This is a genomic window from Aurantimonas marina (assembly GCF_017183135.1).
GTDB classification, from domain to species: Bacteria; Pseudomonadota; Alphaproteobacteria; order Rhizobiales; family Rhizobiaceae; genus Aurantimonas; species Aurantimonas marina.
In genome coordinates this window covers 145928-162154 of the sequence record NZ_JADDXW010000005.1, presented here as the reverse complement: position 1 = coordinate 162154, position 16227 = coordinate 145928, and the positions used below count along the sequence as shown (strand labels likewise).

At 63.9% G+C, this 16227-nt stretch carries 15 protein-coding genes; 2 read left to right on the top strand and 13 right to left on the bottom strand.

Going from position 1 to position 16227, the window contains the following annotated elements; genetic code table 11:
* Window positions 1-103: 103 nt before the first annotated feature.
* The 11 genes from ING15_RS08075 to ING15_RS08025 form a co-directional block, all read right to left on the bottom strand.
* The gene (locus ING15_RS08075; RefSeq protein ID WP_206454278.1) at window positions 104-754 is read right to left on the bottom strand and encodes a protein-L-isoaspartate(D-aspartate) O-methyltransferase; all 651 of its coding nucleotides are present in this window, start codon (window positions 752-754) and stop codon (window positions 104-106) included.
* The gene (surE, locus tag ING15_RS08070; protein ID WP_206454277.1) at window positions 751-1506 is read right to left on the bottom strand and encodes a 5'/3'-nucleotidase SurE; all 756 of its coding nucleotides are present in this window, start codon (window positions 1504-1506) and stop codon (window positions 751-753) included. The genes ING15_RS08075 and surE overlap by 4 nt, the downstream gene beginning before the upstream one ends.
* Window positions 1506-2789, bottom strand: coding sequence for a serine--tRNA ligase (serS, locus tag ING15_RS08065; RefSeq protein ID WP_206454276.1), 1284 nt, complete (start codon window positions 2787-2789; stop codon window positions 1506-1508). The genes surE and serS overlap by 1 nt, the downstream gene beginning before the upstream one ends.
* Window positions 2790-2849: 60 nt before the next feature.
* The gene (gene tatC, locus ING15_RS08060; protein WP_206454275.1) at window positions 2850-3656 is read right to left on the bottom strand and encodes a twin-arginine translocase subunit TatC; all 807 of its coding nucleotides are present in this window, start codon (window positions 3654-3656) and stop codon (window positions 2850-2852) included.
* Window positions 3653-4228 carry a Sec-independent protein translocase protein TatB gene (gene tatB, locus ING15_RS08055; protein WP_206454274.1) on the bottom strand — a complete coding sequence of 192 codons (576 nt, stop codon included), beginning with the start codon at window positions 4226-4228 and terminating at the stop codon, window positions 3653-3655. Before tatB ends, tatC begins: the two co-directional genes overlap by 4 nt.
* Before the next feature lie 86 nt (window positions 4229-4314).
* A complete protein-coding gene (locus ING15_RS08050; protein ID WP_206454273.1) occupies window positions 4315-4557 on the bottom strand; it encodes a twin-arginine translocase TatA/TatE family subunit in 243 nt (80 codons plus the stop codon).
* A gap of 44 nt (window positions 4558-4601) precedes the next feature.
* The gene (locus ING15_RS08045; protein ID WP_206454272.1) at window positions 4602-5726 is read right to left on the bottom strand and encodes an ABC transporter ATP-binding protein; all 1125 of its coding nucleotides are present in this window, start codon (window positions 5724-5726) and stop codon (window positions 4602-4604) included.
* A 238-nt stretch (window positions 5727-5964) separates the two neighbouring features.
* Window positions 5965-6987: a beta-N-acetylhexosaminidase gene (gene nagZ / locus ING15_RS08040; protein ID WP_232845632.1), complete on the bottom strand. Its 1023-nt coding sequence runs from the start codon at window positions 6985-6987 to the stop codon at window positions 5965-5967.
* A 119-nt stretch (window positions 6988-7106) separates the two neighbouring features.
* Window positions 7107-9005, bottom strand: a complete 1899-nt coding sequence (locus tag ING15_RS08035) for an SPOR domain-containing protein (protein WP_206454270.1) — start codon at window positions 9003-9005, stop codon at window positions 7107-7109.
* A 90-nt stretch (window positions 9006-9095) separates the two neighbouring features.
* On the bottom strand, window positions 9096-10847 hold the full coding sequence (argS, locus tag ING15_RS08030) for an arginine--tRNA ligase (protein WP_206454269.1): 1752 nt from the start codon (window positions 10845-10847) through the stop codon (window positions 9096-9098).
* A gap of 104 nt (window positions 10848-10951) precedes the next feature.
* Entirely contained in the window at window positions 10952-12166 is a 1215-nt protein-coding gene (locus ING15_RS08025) for a deoxyguanosinetriphosphate triphosphohydrolase (RefSeq protein WP_206454268.1), read from the bottom strand.
* 106 nt (window positions 12167-12272) lie between these two features.
* On the opposite strand from ING15_RS08025, the gene erpA reads away from it, so the two are divergent.
* Together erpA and xth are read left to right on the top strand one after the other, a co-directional pair.
* Window positions 12273-12614, top strand: a complete 342-nt coding sequence (gene erpA / locus ING15_RS08020) for an iron-sulfur cluster insertion protein ErpA (protein WP_206454267.1) — start codon at window positions 12273-12275, stop codon at window positions 12612-12614.
* A gap of 9 nt (window positions 12615-12623) precedes the next feature.
* Complete coding sequence (gene xth / locus ING15_RS08015) at window positions 12624-13418, top strand: exodeoxyribonuclease III (protein WP_206454266.1); 795 nt, start codon at window positions 12624-12626, stop codon at window positions 13416-13418.
* Between the two features lie 36 nt (window positions 13419-13454).
* Here the strand turns inward: xth and ING15_RS08010 are convergent, their stop codons facing one another.
* Together ING15_RS08010 and ilvD are read right to left on the bottom strand one after the other, a co-directional pair.
* Window positions 13455-14288, bottom strand: a complete 834-nt coding sequence (locus tag ING15_RS08010) for a tetratricopeptide repeat protein (protein WP_206454265.1) — start codon at window positions 14286-14288, stop codon at window positions 13455-13457.
* A complete protein-coding gene (gene ilvD / locus ING15_RS08005) occupies window positions 14275-15999 on the bottom strand; it encodes a dihydroxy-acid dehydratase (protein WP_206454264.1) in 1725 nt (574 codons plus the stop codon). Before ilvD ends, ING15_RS08010 begins: the two co-directional genes overlap by 14 nt.
* Window positions 16000-16227: the final 228 nt, after the last annotated feature.

Here is a 16227-nt window from a genome sequence, read left to right as displayed (position 1 = left end):
ACCATTGAAGCGCGTTAATCTTACTACCCGGTTAAATCACCGGGCGGCCGACGTTATTTCTTGTGGAGCAGCCCAAGCGAGCGGCTTGAAAGTAACGGCCCAGCTACAGCATCTCGGCCGTGCCGAACGCCAGCGGCTGGTAGCGGACTGGACCGAGATCTTCGCGCTCGAAGCGGCTGCCCACCTTGCGCAGGCGCACCAGCGCCTGTTCTCCGCCTTCCTCGCCGAGCGCGCAAATCAGCACCCCGTGCGGACGGATCTGGTCGAGAAACAGGCGCGGCACGGTCGGAAAGGCAGCGTGAACGATGACCCGATCGAAGGGCGCCCCGGCGGCGAAGCCGTCGCTGCCGTCTTCGAGAAAGAGGGAGACGTTGCTCACGCCAACCAGTTTCAATCGCCGGCTCGCCGCCTCCACCAGGCGTCGATAGCGATCGAACGAAGTGACATGGGCGCAAAGACGCGCCATCAGCGCGGTGACGTAGCCGCTGCCGGTGCCGATTTCGAGAATCCGATTGTCCGCCTCGATCTCCAGTGCCGACACCAGCCGGACCGCGAACAGCGCGCCAGGCATGGTTTCCCCGCAATCGATCGGCGCGGACCGATCCTCATACGCGTTGTCGATGCCGTCAGGCAGGAAGAAACGACGCGGCACTGTCTCGATCGCATCGAGCAGCTTGGGATCGCCGATCCGCCGGGTTCGCAGGCTCAGGAGAAATGCCGCGAGGTCCTCGCGGTCCTGGCCCTCGGGCCTCACCGGAACAGGTCTCCAAGACCCTCTCGCAGCGCATGAGCGGTCAGATCGAGATGCAGCGGTGTCACCGAAATCCGTCCGGCCGACAAAGCGGCGATATCGGAACTCTCGACTTCCTCCCCCGCCTGGCGACCGAAGGTCAGCCAGAAATACGGAAAGCCCCGGCCGTCGCGCCGCTCTTCCATGCCGAGGGAATAGTCGAGCTTGCCCTGGCGGGTGACCTCCACACCGGTGACCGCACCAGCGGGCACAGCCGGAAAGTTGATATTGACGAGATGGCCAGCCGGAATTTCATAGCCGGCAAGCGCTTCGAGGACGGCCGGGGCATGCTTTTCGGCCGTCTCCCATAGAGCCTCCCGGTCGCTGCCACGGGTAAATTGCTGACTTAGCGCCACCGACTTCAGCCCGAGCATCGTGCCCTCCATGGCGCCGGCCACCGTGCCCGAATAAGTAACGTCGTCGCAAATGTTCTGGCCAGCATTGACCCCCGACAGCACCATGTCCGGTGGCGACTCCATCAGCCGCTTGACTGCCATGATGACGCAGTCGGTCGGCGTGCCCGACAGCGCGAACCGCTTTTCCGAGATCTTGCGCAAACGCAGGGGTGAGGAAAGCGTCAGCGAGTGCGACAGGCCGCTCTGGTCGGTCTCGGGCGCGACGACCCAGACATCGTCGCTCAGCGTTCGGGCAATCCGTTCCAGGACTTGGAGGCCCTCGGCGTGAATGCCATCGTCATTGGTGAGCAGGAGTCGCATCAGGCCGGCCTCTCGATCCGTTCGATCCCGCCCATATAGGGTCGGAGCACTTCGGGCATGGTGATGCTTCCATCGGCGTTCTGATAGTTCTCCATCACGGCGATCAGGGCGCGCCCGAGGGCGACACCGGAGCCGTTCAGCGTGTGGACGAAGCGGGGGGATTTCTCGCCGTCCTGACGGTAGCGGACGCCCATGCGCCGCGCCTGGAAGTCACCGCAGACCGAGCAGCTGGAAATTTCGCGATAGGCGCCCTGCCCCGGCAGCCAGACCTCGATATCGTAGGTCTTGCGCGCCGAGAACCCCATGTCGCCGGCGCACAGCGTGACGACGCGGTATGACAGGCCGAGGCGTTTCAGCACCTCCTCGGCTGAGGCCGTCATGCGCTCGTGCTCCTCGACGGATGTCTCGGGAGCCGTGATCGATACCAGCTCGACCTTATAGAACTGATGCTGGCGCAACATGCCGCGCGTATCGCGTCCGGCCGAGCCTGCTTCAGAGCGAAAACAGGGCGTCAGCGCTGTCACCCGCATCGGAAGATCGGCCGCGTTGAGAACCTGTTCCCGCACGAGATTGGTCAACGGCACCTCGGCGGTCGGGATCAGCCATTGCCCGGCGGTCGTATGGAAGAGGTCTTCGGAAAATTTCGGCAGCTGGCCGGTACCGAACAGCGCCTCGTCGCGCACCAGCAACGGTGTCGCCACCTCCTCGTAACCGTGCTCGCCGGTATGAAGATCAAGCATGAATTGCCCGAGCGCCCGTTCAAGACGGGCCAGACTGCCGCGCAGGATCGTGAAGCGCGCACCAGAAATCTTCGCGGCCTGTTCAAAATCCATCATGCCCAGCGCTTCGCCGAGCTCGTCATGCTCCCTCGGCTCGAAGCCGAAGTCAGGCCTGTCGCCAACCCGGCGAATCTCCACATTGGCGCTCTCGTCCAGGCCAGCCGGAACATCGTCGGCCGGCAGGTTCGGAATGCGCGCCAGCGCGTCTTCGAGGGACTGGTCGATACGCCGCTCGGTCTCCTCGCCCTCCTGGATCGCCGCCTTGATCTCGGCCACCTCGCGGATGAGTTCGTCGGCCTTGCCGGCATCGCCCGAGCCCTTGGCCTTGCCAATGGCCTTCGAGGCGTCGTTGCGCCGGCCCTGAAGCTGTTGAAGCCGGGTTAGATGTTCGCGACGCGTCTCGTCGAGCCGGATGAGTTCGGCGGATGCGGGCGCGGCGCCGCGGCGCGCAAGCGCATCATCCAGTTTTTCCGGATTCTCGCGTATCCATCTGATGTCGAGCATGTAATCCCCGTTCCCGACCGATATGCGACGGGATACGGTTCCAAGACGTCGCGTTCGGTCTTACGTCTCGTTCGCGCCGAGTTTTTCAGCCCGCTTTTTCTCGATCATCCGCGCCGCAAAGATCGACACCTCGTAGAGAAGGATCGTCGGCAGGGCAAGACCGATCTGCGACATCGGATCGGGGGGCGTCAAAATCGCCGCCGCGATGAACGCCAGCACGATGGCGTATTTTCGTTTCGAGGCGAGACCCTCGGCTGAGGTGATGCCGGCTCTGACCAGCAAGGTGGCGACGACCGGAAGCTGGAACACCAGACCGAACGCGAAGATCAGCGTCATGATCAGCGACAGATATTCCGAAACCCGTGGCAGCAATTGAATGGCCGCCTGCCCCTCCTTGGTGCCAGACTGCTCCATCGACAGGAAGAACCACATGACCATCGGGGTGAAGAAGTAATAGACCAGCGCCGCGCCTAGCAGGAACAGGAGCGGTGTGGCCACCAGAAACGGCAGGAACGCTCCCCTCTCCTCCTTGTAAAGGCCGGGCGCCACGAACTTGTAGATCTGTGCCGCGATCAGCGGGAACGCGATGAAGAAGCCGCCGAAGGCAGCGATCTTGACCTGGGTAAAAAAGAATTCCTGCGGCGCAGTGTAGATCAGTTCGACCTGACGGTCGTCGATCCCGGCCCAGATCGTGGCCGTCTGATACGGCACGACCAGGAAATTGAAGATCTGCTTGGCGAAAAAGAAGCAGAAGATGAACGCCACCAGGAATCCGGCAATGCTCCAGATCAGTCGGGTCCGCAATTCGATGAGATGATCGATCAGTGGTGCCGAAGAGGCGTCGATATCGCTGTCAGTGCGTGTCACGCGACGTCCTCGGTTGTCTTTTTCGCCGTGGGCTTGGCCTTGGGTGGAACCTTGGCCTTGGCAGCAGGCTTGGCCTTGACGGCCGGCTTGGCTTTTGTCGCACGCTTGACGGGGGCAGCCTTTCCGTTTCCGGAGGCAGCGGCCGGCGTCGCACTTGCGGCTGGCGCCGGCGTTGCCGAGGAACCACCGCCTTTCGCGGTCGCGCCGATCTTGTCAGGCTTGTCCGTATTCGCGTCGGCCGTCGAGCTTGGGAGCTTTGGTTCCGGCGCGCTGGCCGCTGCCTTGAGCGACGATCGAATCTCATCCCCGACCGCCTTCATCGGGTTCATCGCCGCGCGCACGTCCTTCGTGGGATCGAGCTTGCGAATATCGCTCACCGTCGAACGCACATCGTCGAGTTCGGCTTCGCGCAACGCGTCGTCAAACTGCCGGCGAAAGTCCCCGGCCATCGAGCGCAACTGCTTGGTCGTGCGCCCGAAGGTGCGCAGCATGCGTGGCAGGTCTTTGGGGCCAACCACGACCACAAGGATCACGGCGACCATCATCAGTTCGGCCCAACCAATATCAAACATCGCAAGGCCTCGAGAGCGACAACCAGGAAAAATGGCGAGCGGGCACGAACATGGCTCGGTCGCCAGACGGCAGGGCGATCAGACGATCAGTTGACCGTCTTCTTCGTCGCCACGTCGTGCCGTACCACGTCGGCCTCGTTGTGATCGAGAGTCCGGCGCTCCTGCGCGGTGGCCTCAGTCTTTTCCGCGTCCTCGTCCGACATGCCCTTCTTGAAGCTCTTGATGCCCTTGGCGACGTCGCCCATCAACTCGGGAATCTTACCGCGACCGAACAGGAGCAGCACGACCGCAAGGACGATGAGCCAATGCCAAATGCTGAAGCTACCCATAACAAATTCTCCATGGAACGCGTGAGCCGTTCGCTCCCGCCAAGCTAACGATGATCTGGGATCTTTTCAAACACGATAACGTCTTGCAAATCAACGGAAACAACGACATCGCGTTTACCGTCTGGTACGATTCTGGCGCGCATGCGCGATCGGAGCGGATAATCGAGCCCCTCGATCGCAACGGTCATAAGGTCGACGCCGCCGAGGAAACGGCGGGCGACGATACGCCCGAGGACGCCGCTGGTCTGCTCCTCCAGGCGCAAGCCCATGAGGCGCAACGCCACTGTCATCGGCGTACCGTCGGACAAAGGCGAATCCGCGACCGGACCCAGCGCCGTGACGACGCGGCCGCCGCGTACTTCCCCGTCGATGACGTTGAGCTCGGAAAAAAAGCCGGCCGTGAAAAGATCGGCCGGGCGGCTGTAGAGTTCCGCGGCGGTCCCCACCTGCACAAGCCGACCATCGCGCAGAAGCGCAATTCGGTCGCCCATCCGCATCGCCTCCTCGGCATCGTGAGTCACGATGATCGCCGTCGCCCGGCTTTCACGCAGAATTTGCAGTGTGTCGGTCCGCACCACGTCCTTGAGACGGCTGTCGAGACCGGAAAACGGTTCGTCCATCAACAGAACCGTCGGCCGCGGAGTCAGTGCCCGCGCCAGCGCAACCCGCTGCTGCTCGCCGCCGGACAGGGTGTGCGGGTATTGGCGGGCAACGTCGGCGAGCCCTACCCGCTCGAGCGCCACCATCGCCTCCTTCTTCGCCGCCGCGCCGGAAAGCGCCGTCAGGCCGAAGCGGACATTCTCAGCGATGCTCATGTGCGGGAACAGAGCGAAATCCTGAAACATCAGGCCGATGCCGCGTTTTTCCGGCGGCACGAACGCATTGGGACCGGCGATCTCCTGACCGTTGAGCACCAGGCGGCCGGCGGTCTGACGCTCGATTCCAGCGGCGATACGCAGCATCGTCGTCTTGCCGGAACCGGACGGCCCGAGCAGACAGAGAATTTCGCCAGGCTCGGCCGTCAGGCTGATTCCCGACAGGATCGTAGTCGAGCCAACGGTGTGGACAACGTCCTCGAACACCAGGCGCGCGGCGAAGCTGACGCCGGCACTGGTGCGTCCGGAGCCCTTCGTCGATGGAGCGGTGGCTGTGCTCTGGTGGTCCTGCACGCTTCGGCCTGTCCGTCGGTTCGCCGGCGAAGCCTTGAGGCCCGCCAATTCGCGACCTCGGTACCCGCTCGCCACTGGAACGGCAACTGCGTTGGACGGTCAACCCGACACGCTCACGACGTTTGCCGCCCATATTCCGCTCAAATAGGATCGATCCGATCCGATTCATATGCGGGATCGATTCTCTTTTGTGGTAAGGTCTCCGCCCTAGAATTGCGGCGACCGCGGTGATGCCGCGTCAGACAGACGCGCCCACCAATTCGTCGTATTCGGCTCGCAGCGCCGGCATTTCGCCGCTCGCCGCGCGGGCCGAAATGGCCGATTCGGCATCTTCGGCACGCCGCTCCGCGTCGCCAGACAACGGCCGCGCCGCACGCGCTACTTTTCGCATTTCGTCGAAATCGCCATTGCAATGAAGGACCACGTCGCAGCCGGCTTCGAGGGCCCTGCGGCTGAGTTCAGTCAGATCGCCCACTAGCGCCTTCATCGAGATGTCATCGCTCATCAACAGTCCGTCGAACCCGATCTCCTCGCGGATAACGCTTTCGATGACCGTCGCCGACAAGGTCGCCGGATGGGCCGGATCGATGGCGCTGTAGAGGATGTGCGCGGTCATCGCCGCCGGCAGTGTCCGAAGCGCTTGGAATGGGGCGAAATCGGTGCGTGACAACTCGTCGCGCGGCGTCGCGACCACCGGCAGCGCGAGGTGGCTGTCGGCATTGCCGCGGCCGTGGCCGGGAATATGCTTCATCACCGGCAACACGCCACCGGCGAGAAGGCCGTCTGCGGCGGCCCCGCCAAGCGTCGCCACCGCTTCCGGATTCGTCGCATAGGCACGATCGCCGATCACCGAGTGCGCATCTGTCGTCGGCACGTCGATGCATGGAATGCAATCGGCGTTGATGCCGTAGGCCATCAGGTCATCGGCAAGCAGGCGGCCTTGCAGCCAGGCGGCCCGTTGCCCGGCCTCCGGATCGGAGGCATAAACCTCTCCGATCGTGGCCGCCGGCGGATATTGTGGCGCGAGCGGCGGCTTCAACCGCTGAATCCGCCCGCCCTCCTGATCGATGAAGATCGGCGTTGTAGCTCGGCCGCCAAGCTCGATCAGTTCCGCGACCAGATCCTCAAGCTGGGATGCCTCCGAGACATTTCGCGCAAAGAGGATAAAACCCCACGGGCGCTCGTCGGCGAAGAACCTGCGCTCGTCCGCGCTCAGTCGAGGCGCCGCCGGGGCGGCGATCCAGGCCTTCGATCCGCTCATCCGTATCTCCGATGCAAGAGCGGACGGCGCGGCTGTGCGGCCGATCCGTCCTTCGATATGGTCATGGGTAAAAGTGGCCGGGCTGGACGCCCCGCCGACAAGCGTGACAGCGCTGGCGCTCAGCGCGCCACGAAGCAGCTGCCGCCGGCTGATTTCAACTCGGTGCATAGGGTCGATGCCTCGGCCTTCGAGCCGGTGGCGATCCGCACGCGATAGTAGGTCCCCTTACCGGGGATGTCCGCCGACTGGATCACGAGATCACGCTGGCCGATAACCTCGGCATAGCGCTGCCCGAGCGTCTGCGACGTCTGCTTGGCGGCGGCCTCGTTCGGCTGCGATGATATCTGCACGAAATAGCCGTCGGCGACCGGCGTCTGGGCTGCGGAAACAGGGGCCGGCGTCGCGGCGAGAGCGGCTGCGATCGATCCCACCGTCTCAGGCGATGTTGTCTTCACCGCGGCAACGGCGGTCGAGCCGCCCGCATCCGAGATCGGTTCCGGCGTCGCTACCGCCGCAACCCTGACCGGGGCGGCATTGTCGCTTCCCGGTCGCAAGGCCGGCACCGGCACACCCGACGACGACTGACCGAGAACGCTGGCGTTCGCCTCGGCAGCCGATGGCGCGGCATTCTCACCGGGAACCACCGACCGGGATGACACTTCGATCAGCGCCGCCCCATTGCCGCGCATATCGTCCATGGAGGTCTCGGGAACCGTATCAGCCATGACGAGCGTTCCATCCGGTCGAACCGTCATGGTGCGCACGCGGCGGGGCGTCAGCACCGCGATCGGCGAGCCGTCATTGGCGGCATCGGCGATCCGCACCGGCTCCGCTGCGCGCGCACTGCTGATCGGGTTCAGATCGACGCCAGGAAGATCGACCGGCTCCTCGGCTGCCGTGACGAGGGTCTGCTGCGCCGGGACGATGTCGGCGTCGGCGCTTTGCACGCGTTCGTAGACCGCCTTGTTCTGGTTCGGGATCGCCCGGCCGCCGGGATCCTTCGGAGCCACTTTGACCGGATCGGTATCGGCCCGCACAATCAGCAGATCGCCCGAGCCCCCGGCAACATCGCCCGAGACCCAATAGGCCGTCGCGGCACCAACTACGGTGATCGCCAGAACGCTGGCGGCGAGGCTGGACATGCGGGGCGAAAAGCGGACCCGGCTTGCCGTAGCCGGTGCGAATGCGGGTGAAATCGTATCCGCGACGGCAGGCCGGCCTGCCACCTTGGCGACGGGCACCTTGGCGGCGGGAGCATCCTCGCCTGCCTTCGAATGCAGGGCCGGCGCAGCTGCGTGACCCGTGGGCGCGCCAGCGTTAGCGCCCGCCCCTTCGACTGGGGTAGGCGTCGCCGCGACCGCCCGAGGCGCCGGATTCATCGCGGCGAGTTCGCTGGCGATCAATTCGTCGAAATCGTCGAAGGGCTTGTCGGCGACGTCCGGCGCCGGCGACGTATCGTGACGCGCCGGTGCAAAGGCTTCACTGTGCTGCAAACCGATTTCGCGCGGGTTGACCGGCGCCGAGAGACCGCGCAACGCGATCTCCAGGTCGCTGACCGGCACCGCATCGATCGGCTGCATCGCCAAAGCGCTAGCGCTGGCTCCCACACCCCAATTCGCCGCCTGCGGCGCGATGACTTCCGGATCGGAAATAGCGGCGGCGGGCTGGCCGAAGTGCTGCGTCGATTCGCGCGCTTCTTCCTCCAGGAATGATACGCTCAATTCCGCATCGAGTGCGCCGACCAGGTCTTCCACGTCGACACCGAGCGAATTCGCCGCCTCATCGGCCGGACGGCCCAGCGCTTCGGAGGCCTCGGGTGCGGAGACGCCACCCTCATCGCCCAGGAACACGGGATTTTCACCACCTTGCGGCGCCGCGTCCATCAGGTCCGGCCGGTCAATGACCGGCTCCAAGCCCCATGGCTCATCGATCAGCCGTGACAGTTCGGCGAAAGGATCATCCTCGATATTGTCGACCTGCTGATCGCTCCACTGATTGGAACTCGTCGTATCCGCCATCGACATATCCCCTGCCCTTCCCCTCATTCCGGAGGCTGCCGGCCCCTGTCATCAACCGCTAGGAGAGGAACTTGACCAAAGCGTGATGAATCAGCGCATTTCTTCCGGTGCGTCGGCACCAATCAAGCCGAGTCCGGTTTGGAGAACAACCGCTACAGCCTTGACCAGCGCCAGTCGCGCTTGCGTTATCATGCCGTCCTCAGAGTTAACAAAGCGTAAGGCCGGAAAGTCCTTGCCGCGATTGTACTGGCTGTGGAAAGCCGAGGCGAGATCGTAGAGATAAAAGGCCAGGCGGTGTGGTTCCTTCGCCTCAGCCGCGGCTTTGACGAGCCGCGGAAACTCCGCCAGCTTGCGGATCAGCGCTAGCTCACCCTCATCCGAAAGTCCCACGAGAACGCTAGCATCGAGCCTCGGGAAATCGGGGAGCTGTACGCCGACCTCCGCCGCCTGGCGAAAGATCGCCGCCGAGCGGGCGTGGGCATACTGCACGTAGAAGACCGGGTTGTCCTTGGACTGCTCGGTCACCTTCTGGAAATCGAAGTCGAGCGGCGCGTCGCTCTTTCTAAACAGCATCATGAAACGCACCGGGTCGCGGCCGACCTCCTCGACCACTTCGGCGAGCGTCACGAAGTCGCCCGAGCGCTTCGACATGCGCACCGGCTCACCGTCGCGGAACAGCTTCACGAGCTGGCACAACACCACGTCGATCTCAGCCGTTCCGCCGGAAATCGCTTTCGCGACCGCCTCCAGGCGCTTGACGTAGCCGCCGTGGTCGGCGCCCAGAATGTAGACCATCTCCTCGAAGCCGCGCTCGAACTTTTCGCGGAAATAGGCGACGTCGGCGGCGAAATAGGTGTAGCGGCCGTCGGACTTCACCAACGGCCGGTCCTGATCGTCGCCGACCTCCGTGGAGCGAAGCAAGGTCTGCTCGCGGTCCTCCCAATCCTCCGGCGCCTGCCCCTTGGGTGGTGGCAAGGCGCCTTGGTAGATGTAGCCCTTGGCCCGCAGATCATCGATCGCCGAGGCGATCTTTCCGCCATTGTCGGCATGAAGCGTTCGCTCGGAAAAGAACTCCTCATGTTCGATGCCGAGCAGTTTCAGATCGTCCCGGATCATCGCCATCATCGCGTCGATGGCGCGGTCGCGGACGAGCGGCAGCCACTCGGCCTCGTCCATCGCCAACAACCGGTCCGAGAATTCGGCCTTCAAGGCTTCGCCGACCGGCGTGAGATACTCGCCAGGATACAATCCCGCCGGGATCTCGCCGATCGTCTCGCCCAGCGCCTCGCGGTAGCGCAAGAAGGCGGACCGGGCGAGCACGTTCACCTGCTCGCCGGCGTCGTTGATGTAGTATTCGCGCGTGACGGTGTCGCCGGCAAAAGCCATGATGTTGGCGATGGTGTCGCCGACCACGGCGCCGCGGCAATGGCCGACATGCATGGGACCGGTCGGGTTGGCCGAGACATATTCGACATTGACCTTATGGCCTGTGCGCCGTCCCCGCCCGTAATCGCCGCCGGCCTTCAGAATGGCCGCCAGGTGCCCAGTCCAGAACCCCGGCTCCAGCCTGAGATTGATAAAGCCCGGTCCGGCGACCTCGGCGGTCGCGACGTCCGGATCGCGGACGAGACGCGCCGCGATCTCAGTCGCCAACCCGCGCGGCTTGACGCCGAGGGGCTTGGCCAGGACCATCGCCGCATTGGTGGCAAGATCGCCATGGCTTGCGTCGCGCGGCGGCTCGACCGTGACCCGCGACAGGTCGGGCAAAGCGTTTTCGCGTTCCGACAGAATCGCTTCCACTGCTTTTCTCACCCGATCTTCGAAATCGGCGAAGATGTTCATGCTTGGCCTCGACTGGTTCCGGCGGGCCGACATGGCCGCGCGCCCGGTGACTGCATTCGCGGTCCGGACGTCTTACCGTCTGCTGTGTAAAGAGGAATGGCCGGCTAACGCAATTGCGGCGTCGCGTCAAACAGGCGCCGATGCGCGCTCAAGGCGTATGTGTCGGTCATCCCGGACAAATAATCCGCGACCCGGCGCGCGCGCTTCTCCTCCGGTAGACGGTCAACATTTCGGCTCCACTCGCCCGGCATCAGGTCAGGTCGTTCGAACAGAAGCGCGAACAGATCCTCGACGATACCCTCGGCAGTCTGCATGACGCGCATGACGTGATCGTTGCGGTAGACGCGCTGGAACAGAAACTCCCTGGTCTGCTTCACCGCCCGGTCCATCGACAGCGAAAAGGCCACGAGCGGCCGCTCGGCCGCGCGCACCGCATCGACATCGGCCGGCGCGAGATCCGCAATGCCCGCGAGCGTGGTTCCGATCACGTCCTCGACCATCCGCGTGATATGGCGGCGCAGGATTTCGTGCGCCATTCGGCCATGGTCGAGCCCGGGATAGGCTGCCTGGACATCGTCGAGGATCGATCCCGCCAGTTCCAGTTCACCCAGATCGGCAATGTCGATGAGACCGGCCCGCAACCCATCGTCCAGATCGTGGGTGTTATAGGCGATGTCGTCGGAGATCGCCGCCGCCTGCGCCTCGAGGCTCGCGAAACCGCCGAGATCGAGCGGAAACAGCGCGTCGAAATCGGCGATCGGCTTGGGCACCGGCGCTGGCTTCGGAGCGTTCGGCCCCACCAGCGGGCCGTTGTGCTTGACCAGCCCTTCGAGCGTTTCCCATGCAAGGTTCAGCCCGTCGAATTCGGCATAACGACGTTCGAGCGCCGTGACGACCCTGAGCGACTGGGCGTTGTGGTCGAAGCCGCCATAGGCCCGCATCCGGCGATCAAGCGCTCGCTCGCCAGCATGGCCAAAGGGCGTATGGCCGAAATCGTGAACCAGCGCGATCGCCTCGGTCAAATCCTCATCGAGCCGCAGCGCGCGGGCAAAGGCGCGGGCGATCTGCGACACCTCGATCGTATGGGTCAGCCGGGTGCGGAAATGGTCGCCCTCATCGGCGACGAAAACCTGCGTCTTGTGGCTCAGCCGACGAAACGCCGTGGAGTGGACGATTCGGTCGCGGTCACGCTGGTAGGGTGTTCGGGTGGGGCTTGAGGGCTCGACGAAGAGCCTGCCACGCGAACGTTCCGGCCGCACAGCATAGACGGCGCGCCCCAGGCCACCCATTCCGATCTGCGCGAAATCTGTCTCATCCATGCGGAAACGATCCGTCCCGATTGACCGGCTTCGTCCCGGTCCATACTTAAGTGGCAGTTCTCGAACAAGGAGCGGCGTGGCCAATTGACCCGCGCCGGACGCCAAGATGAGCGAAACAGCGACCCATTCCGTCACCGTCTCCGAAGCCGCAGCCCAGCGCATCGCGGCAATCCTCTCGAAGACCGACGATGCCGACTCGTTGCGTATTTCAGTGGAAGGCGGCGGCTGTTCGGGCTTTTCCTATAAATACGACCTCACCAGCGGGCGCGAAGACGACGACCTGCTTCTGGAGCGGGATGGCGCGCGCGTTCTGATCGATCAGGTCTCGCTCGCCTATATGGAGGGAGCGGTGGTCGATTTCGTCGACGATCTGATGGGCCAGTCCTTCCAGATCCGCAACCCCAACGCCGTCGCATCCTGCGGCTGCGGCACCAGCTTCTCGGTCTGACGTCGCGGGATGCTGATCGCCACCTGGAACATCAACGGCGTCAAGGCCCGCCTCGACGCCCTCCTCGCTTGGCTCGACGAGCGTTCGCCGGACGTCGCCTGCCTGCAGGAGATCAAGAGCGTCGACGAGAATTTCCCGCGTCAGGCGATAGAGGAGCGCGGCTACCATGTCGAAACCCACGGCCAAAAGGGTTTCAACGGTGTTGCCCTGGTCTCGAAGACGGCGCCGACCGCGGTTGATCGCGGCCTGCCGGGCGACGATAGCGACGAGCATGCCCGCTACATCGAAGGCGTCTGGGAAACCGACAGCGGCCCGCTCCGTGTGGCCTCACTCTACCTGCCGAACGGAAACCCGATCGACACGCCGAAATTCGCCTACAAGCTCGCCTGGATGGAGCGGCTGATCGTCCAAGCGCGGGCCGCGCTGGAGCGCGAGGAGCCGCTGGTGCTCGCCGGTGACTACAATGTGATTCCGCAGCGAGCCGACGCGGCGTTTCCGGACAATTGGCTCGGCGACGCGCTGTTCCAGCCGGAAAGCCGTGCCGCCTTCCGGCGCCTGATGAATCTGGGCCTGGTCGATGCTCTGCGCGCCTCGACAGACGCGGACGGCACCTACACGTTCTGGGATTATCAGGCCGGCGCCTGGCAAAAGAACAACGGTATCCGGATTGACCATCTGCTACTGTCGCCGGAGGCACAGGAGCGTCTCGTTTCCGTCGGCATCGACAAGCATGTAAGGGCTTGGGAAAAACCTTCCGACCACGTTCCGGTCGTCATTGAACTCGTCGATCAGGCTGGGTCGTAAAAGCGCCAGCGATCCCAATCGGTTGCGCGGGAACGCTCAGTTCTTGGTGCTGACGACCTCGGCGGCAGATGCCATCTGCTGCTCGGCATAGGCCAGCGCCGTGCGCCTGTCGGCCTCCGAAGCCAGCGAGAACGCCTCTTCCTGAAGCCCGCGGATCCAATCCTGATCCTGCATCGATGCCTTCCTGAGCGCCATGGTCAGCATGGCGAGCCCACGGACGGGTGCGGCCGGCAGCGATATCTTCTGGCCGTCGAAGAGTAAATACCCGAGCAGGGCTTGCGCACCGACGTGCCCTTTGTCGGCCGACAGCTTCAGCCAGCGCGCCGCCTGCCGTGGATTGGCTTTGCCGCCCTCGCCATGAAGGGTCATGCGGCCGAGTTCGAACTGCGCCCGGGCGTCGCCAAAGAACGAGGCGGCGTGAAAATAGAACTGGCGGGCGCGCGGCAAATCCACTGCGACCGGGCTGTTGGCGATCCCTCGCCGAAGGTAGTCGGCCAGCGCCACGACAGCGCTCGAGACATATGCGGCGTTGGAGAAGCCCCCGCCATCCTCGTCCTGTTCGCGGACGATCTGCTCGAAAATCTTGTAGGCCTCGTAATCATTCTCTGGAACGCCGTCGCCCTCGGCATACATCTTGCCGAGCTTCCAGCGCGCGCCCGGATGTCCCTTGTCGGCGGCGAAGCGCAGAGCCTCGAACGCCTCCAGCTTCTCGCCGCGCTGATAGGCCTTAAAGCCAAAGGAGAACAGCTCCAGCGAGCCCGCGTCCGGATCGACCTTCGCCTCCGGATCGAGGGCAAAGCTTCGCCCCCCGCCCCCGGCCAGAGCCATGGCGACAAGCGCAACCGAAAGGATCAGTCTAGACGTCCGCATAGCAATGTTTTTCCGCGGCTCCGCCAGGATGGGTCACCGCGCCATGGCGCGCCGTTCCCACCAGCTCCGCATATTTCCAGATGGCGCCGGACTGGAAGTCGGTCTCCCGTGGTTGCCAGCCCTCCGCCCGTTGTTTCATATCGTCATCCGACAGGCCGACGTCCAGCGTACCTTCGACTGCATCGATGGTGATGATGTCGCCGTCACGCAGAAGCGCGATCGGACCACAGACGGCCGCCTCCGGCCCGACATGGCCGACGCAGAAGCCGCGAGTCGCCCCGGAAAACCGCCCATCGGTGATCAGCGCGACCTTGTCGCCCATCCCCTGCCCGTACAAGGCCGCCGTCGTCGACAGCATCTCGCGCATTCCCGGGCCACCCTTTGGCCCTTCATAGCGGATGACAAGGACCTCGCCTTCCTTGTATTGTCGCTTCGAGACGGCCTCGAAGGCGGCCTCCTCCGAATCGAAGCAGCGCGCCGGGCCCGAGAACTTGAGGTTCTTCATGCCGGCAACCTTCACGATTGCGCCATCGGGCGCGAGATTGCCCTTGAGACCCACCACGCCGCCGGTCACCGTAATCGGCTTGTCAGCCGGACGCACGACATCCTGATCCGAATTCCATGCGACCTTCGCCATGTTCTCGGCGATGGTGCGGCCGGTGACGGTCAGGCAATCGCCGTGCAGATAGCCGTGCTCCAGCAGCGTTTTCATCAACAGTGGAATACCGCCGGCCTCGAACATGTCCTTGGCGACATAGCGGCCGCCCGGCTTCAGGTCGGCCACATAGGGGGTCTGCTTGAAGATCTCGGCGACGTCGAACAGATCGAATTCGATGCCGCATTCATGGGCGATCGCCGGCAAATGCAGCGCTGCATTGGTGGAACCACCGGAAGCAGCGACCACCGCCGCGGCGTTCTCCAGCGACTGCCGCGTCACGATGTCGCGCGGCCGGATGTTGCGAGCGAGGAGTTCCATGACGATCTCGCCGGAGGCGTAGCAGAACTTGTCGCGGATTTCGTAAGGCGCCGGGGCGCCGCAGGAATAGGGCAGCGCCAGGCCGATCGCCTCGGCCACGGTCGCCATTGTATTGGCGGTGAACTGTGCGCCGCAGGAACCGGCCGAGGGACAGGCAACCTGCTCGATTTCGTCGAGATCGGCATCGGACATTTCACCGACCGAATGCTTGCCAACCGCCTCGAACATGTCCTGCACCGTCACCTGCTGACCACGGAAATTGCCCGGCAGGATGGAGCCACCATAGATGAAGACGGACGGCACGTTCAGACGCACCATCGCCATCATCATCCCCGGTAGCGACTTGTCGCAACCGGCCAGCCCGACGAGCGCGTCATAGGCGTGGCCACGCATGGTCAGTTCCACTGAGTCGGCGATCAGGTCGCGCGAGACCAGCGACGCCTTCATGCCCTGATGGCCCATGGCGATGCCGTCGGTGACGGTGATGGTGCAGAATTCGCGCGGCGTGCCCTTCGCGGCCGTAACGCCCTTCTTGACCACTTGCGCCTGGCGCATCAGCGAGATGTTACAGGGCGCGGCTTCGTTCCAGCACGAGGCAACGCCTACCAGCGGCTGATGAATTTCCTCTTTGGTCAGGCCCATCGCATAAAGATAGGATCGATGCGGCGCCCGTGACGGACCTTCGGTTACATGTCGGCTGGGCAGCTTGTTCTTGTTGATTGCGTGCGCGTCCATCGTCCCCTCGTACTCTTTACCCGCCGCGCGACCGGACCCAAGCCGCGCCCTTGAGGTGACGGCGTTTTGTGGCGGCAACGGGGCGTCGTGTGTCACCGGCGACTATAATCGATGCTCTCCTGCAATAGTGTTGCCGCGATCCCACAGCGCCGATTTCGCGCAGCGAATGGCAAATGCCAAACGCGAAAAGGCGCGCCCATTCGGCGCGCCTTATCGTCGTTCTCGCAA

Excerpts from the sequence above, each read along its gene's own strand:
- nagZ (WP_232845632.1), bottom strand. The coding sequence starts at position 6,987 with ATGAGCGGATCGAAGGCCTGGATCGCCGCCCCGGCGGCGCCTCGACTG.
- ING15_RS08010 (WP_206454265.1), bottom strand. The coding sequence starts at position 14,288 with ATGCGGACGTCTAGACTGATCCTTTCGGTTGCGCTTGTCGCCATGGCT.
- ilvD (WP_206454264.1), bottom strand. The coding sequence starts at position 15,999 with ATGGACGCGCACGCAATCAACAAGAACAAGCTGCCCAGCCGACATGTA.
- tatB (WP_206454274.1), bottom strand. The coding sequence starts at position 4,228 with ATGTTTGATATTGGTTGGGCCGAACTGATGATGGTCGCCGTGATCCTT.
- serS (WP_206454276.1), bottom strand. The coding sequence starts at position 2,789 with ATGCTCGACATCAGATGGATACGCGAGAATCCGGAAAAACTGGATGAT.
- xth (WP_206454266.1), top strand. The coding sequence starts at position 12,624 with ATGCTGATCGCCACCTGGAACATCAACGGCGTCAAGGCCCGCCTCGAC.
- ING15_RS08050 (WP_206454273.1), bottom strand. The coding sequence starts at position 4,557 with ATGGGTAGCTTCAGCATTTGGCATTGGCTCATCGTCCTTGCGGTCGTG.
- ING15_RS08035 (WP_206454270.1), bottom strand. The coding sequence starts at position 9,005 with ATGGCGGATACGACGAGTTCCAATCAGTGGAGCGATCAGCAGGTCGAC.
- erpA (WP_206454267.1), top strand. The coding sequence starts at position 12,273 with ATGAGCGAAACAGCGACCCATTCCGTCACCGTCTCCGAAGCCGCAGCC.
- ING15_RS08025 (WP_206454268.1), bottom strand. The coding sequence starts at position 12,166 with ATGGATGAGACAGATTTCGCGCAGATCGGAATGGGTGGCCTGGGGCGC.
- surE (WP_206454277.1), bottom strand. The coding sequence starts at position 1,506 with ATGCGACTCCTGCTCACCAATGACGATGGCATTCACGCCGAGGGCCTC.
- argS (WP_206454269.1), bottom strand. The coding sequence starts at position 10,847 with ATGAACATCTTCGCCGATTTCGAAGATCGGGTGAGAAAAGCAGTGGAA.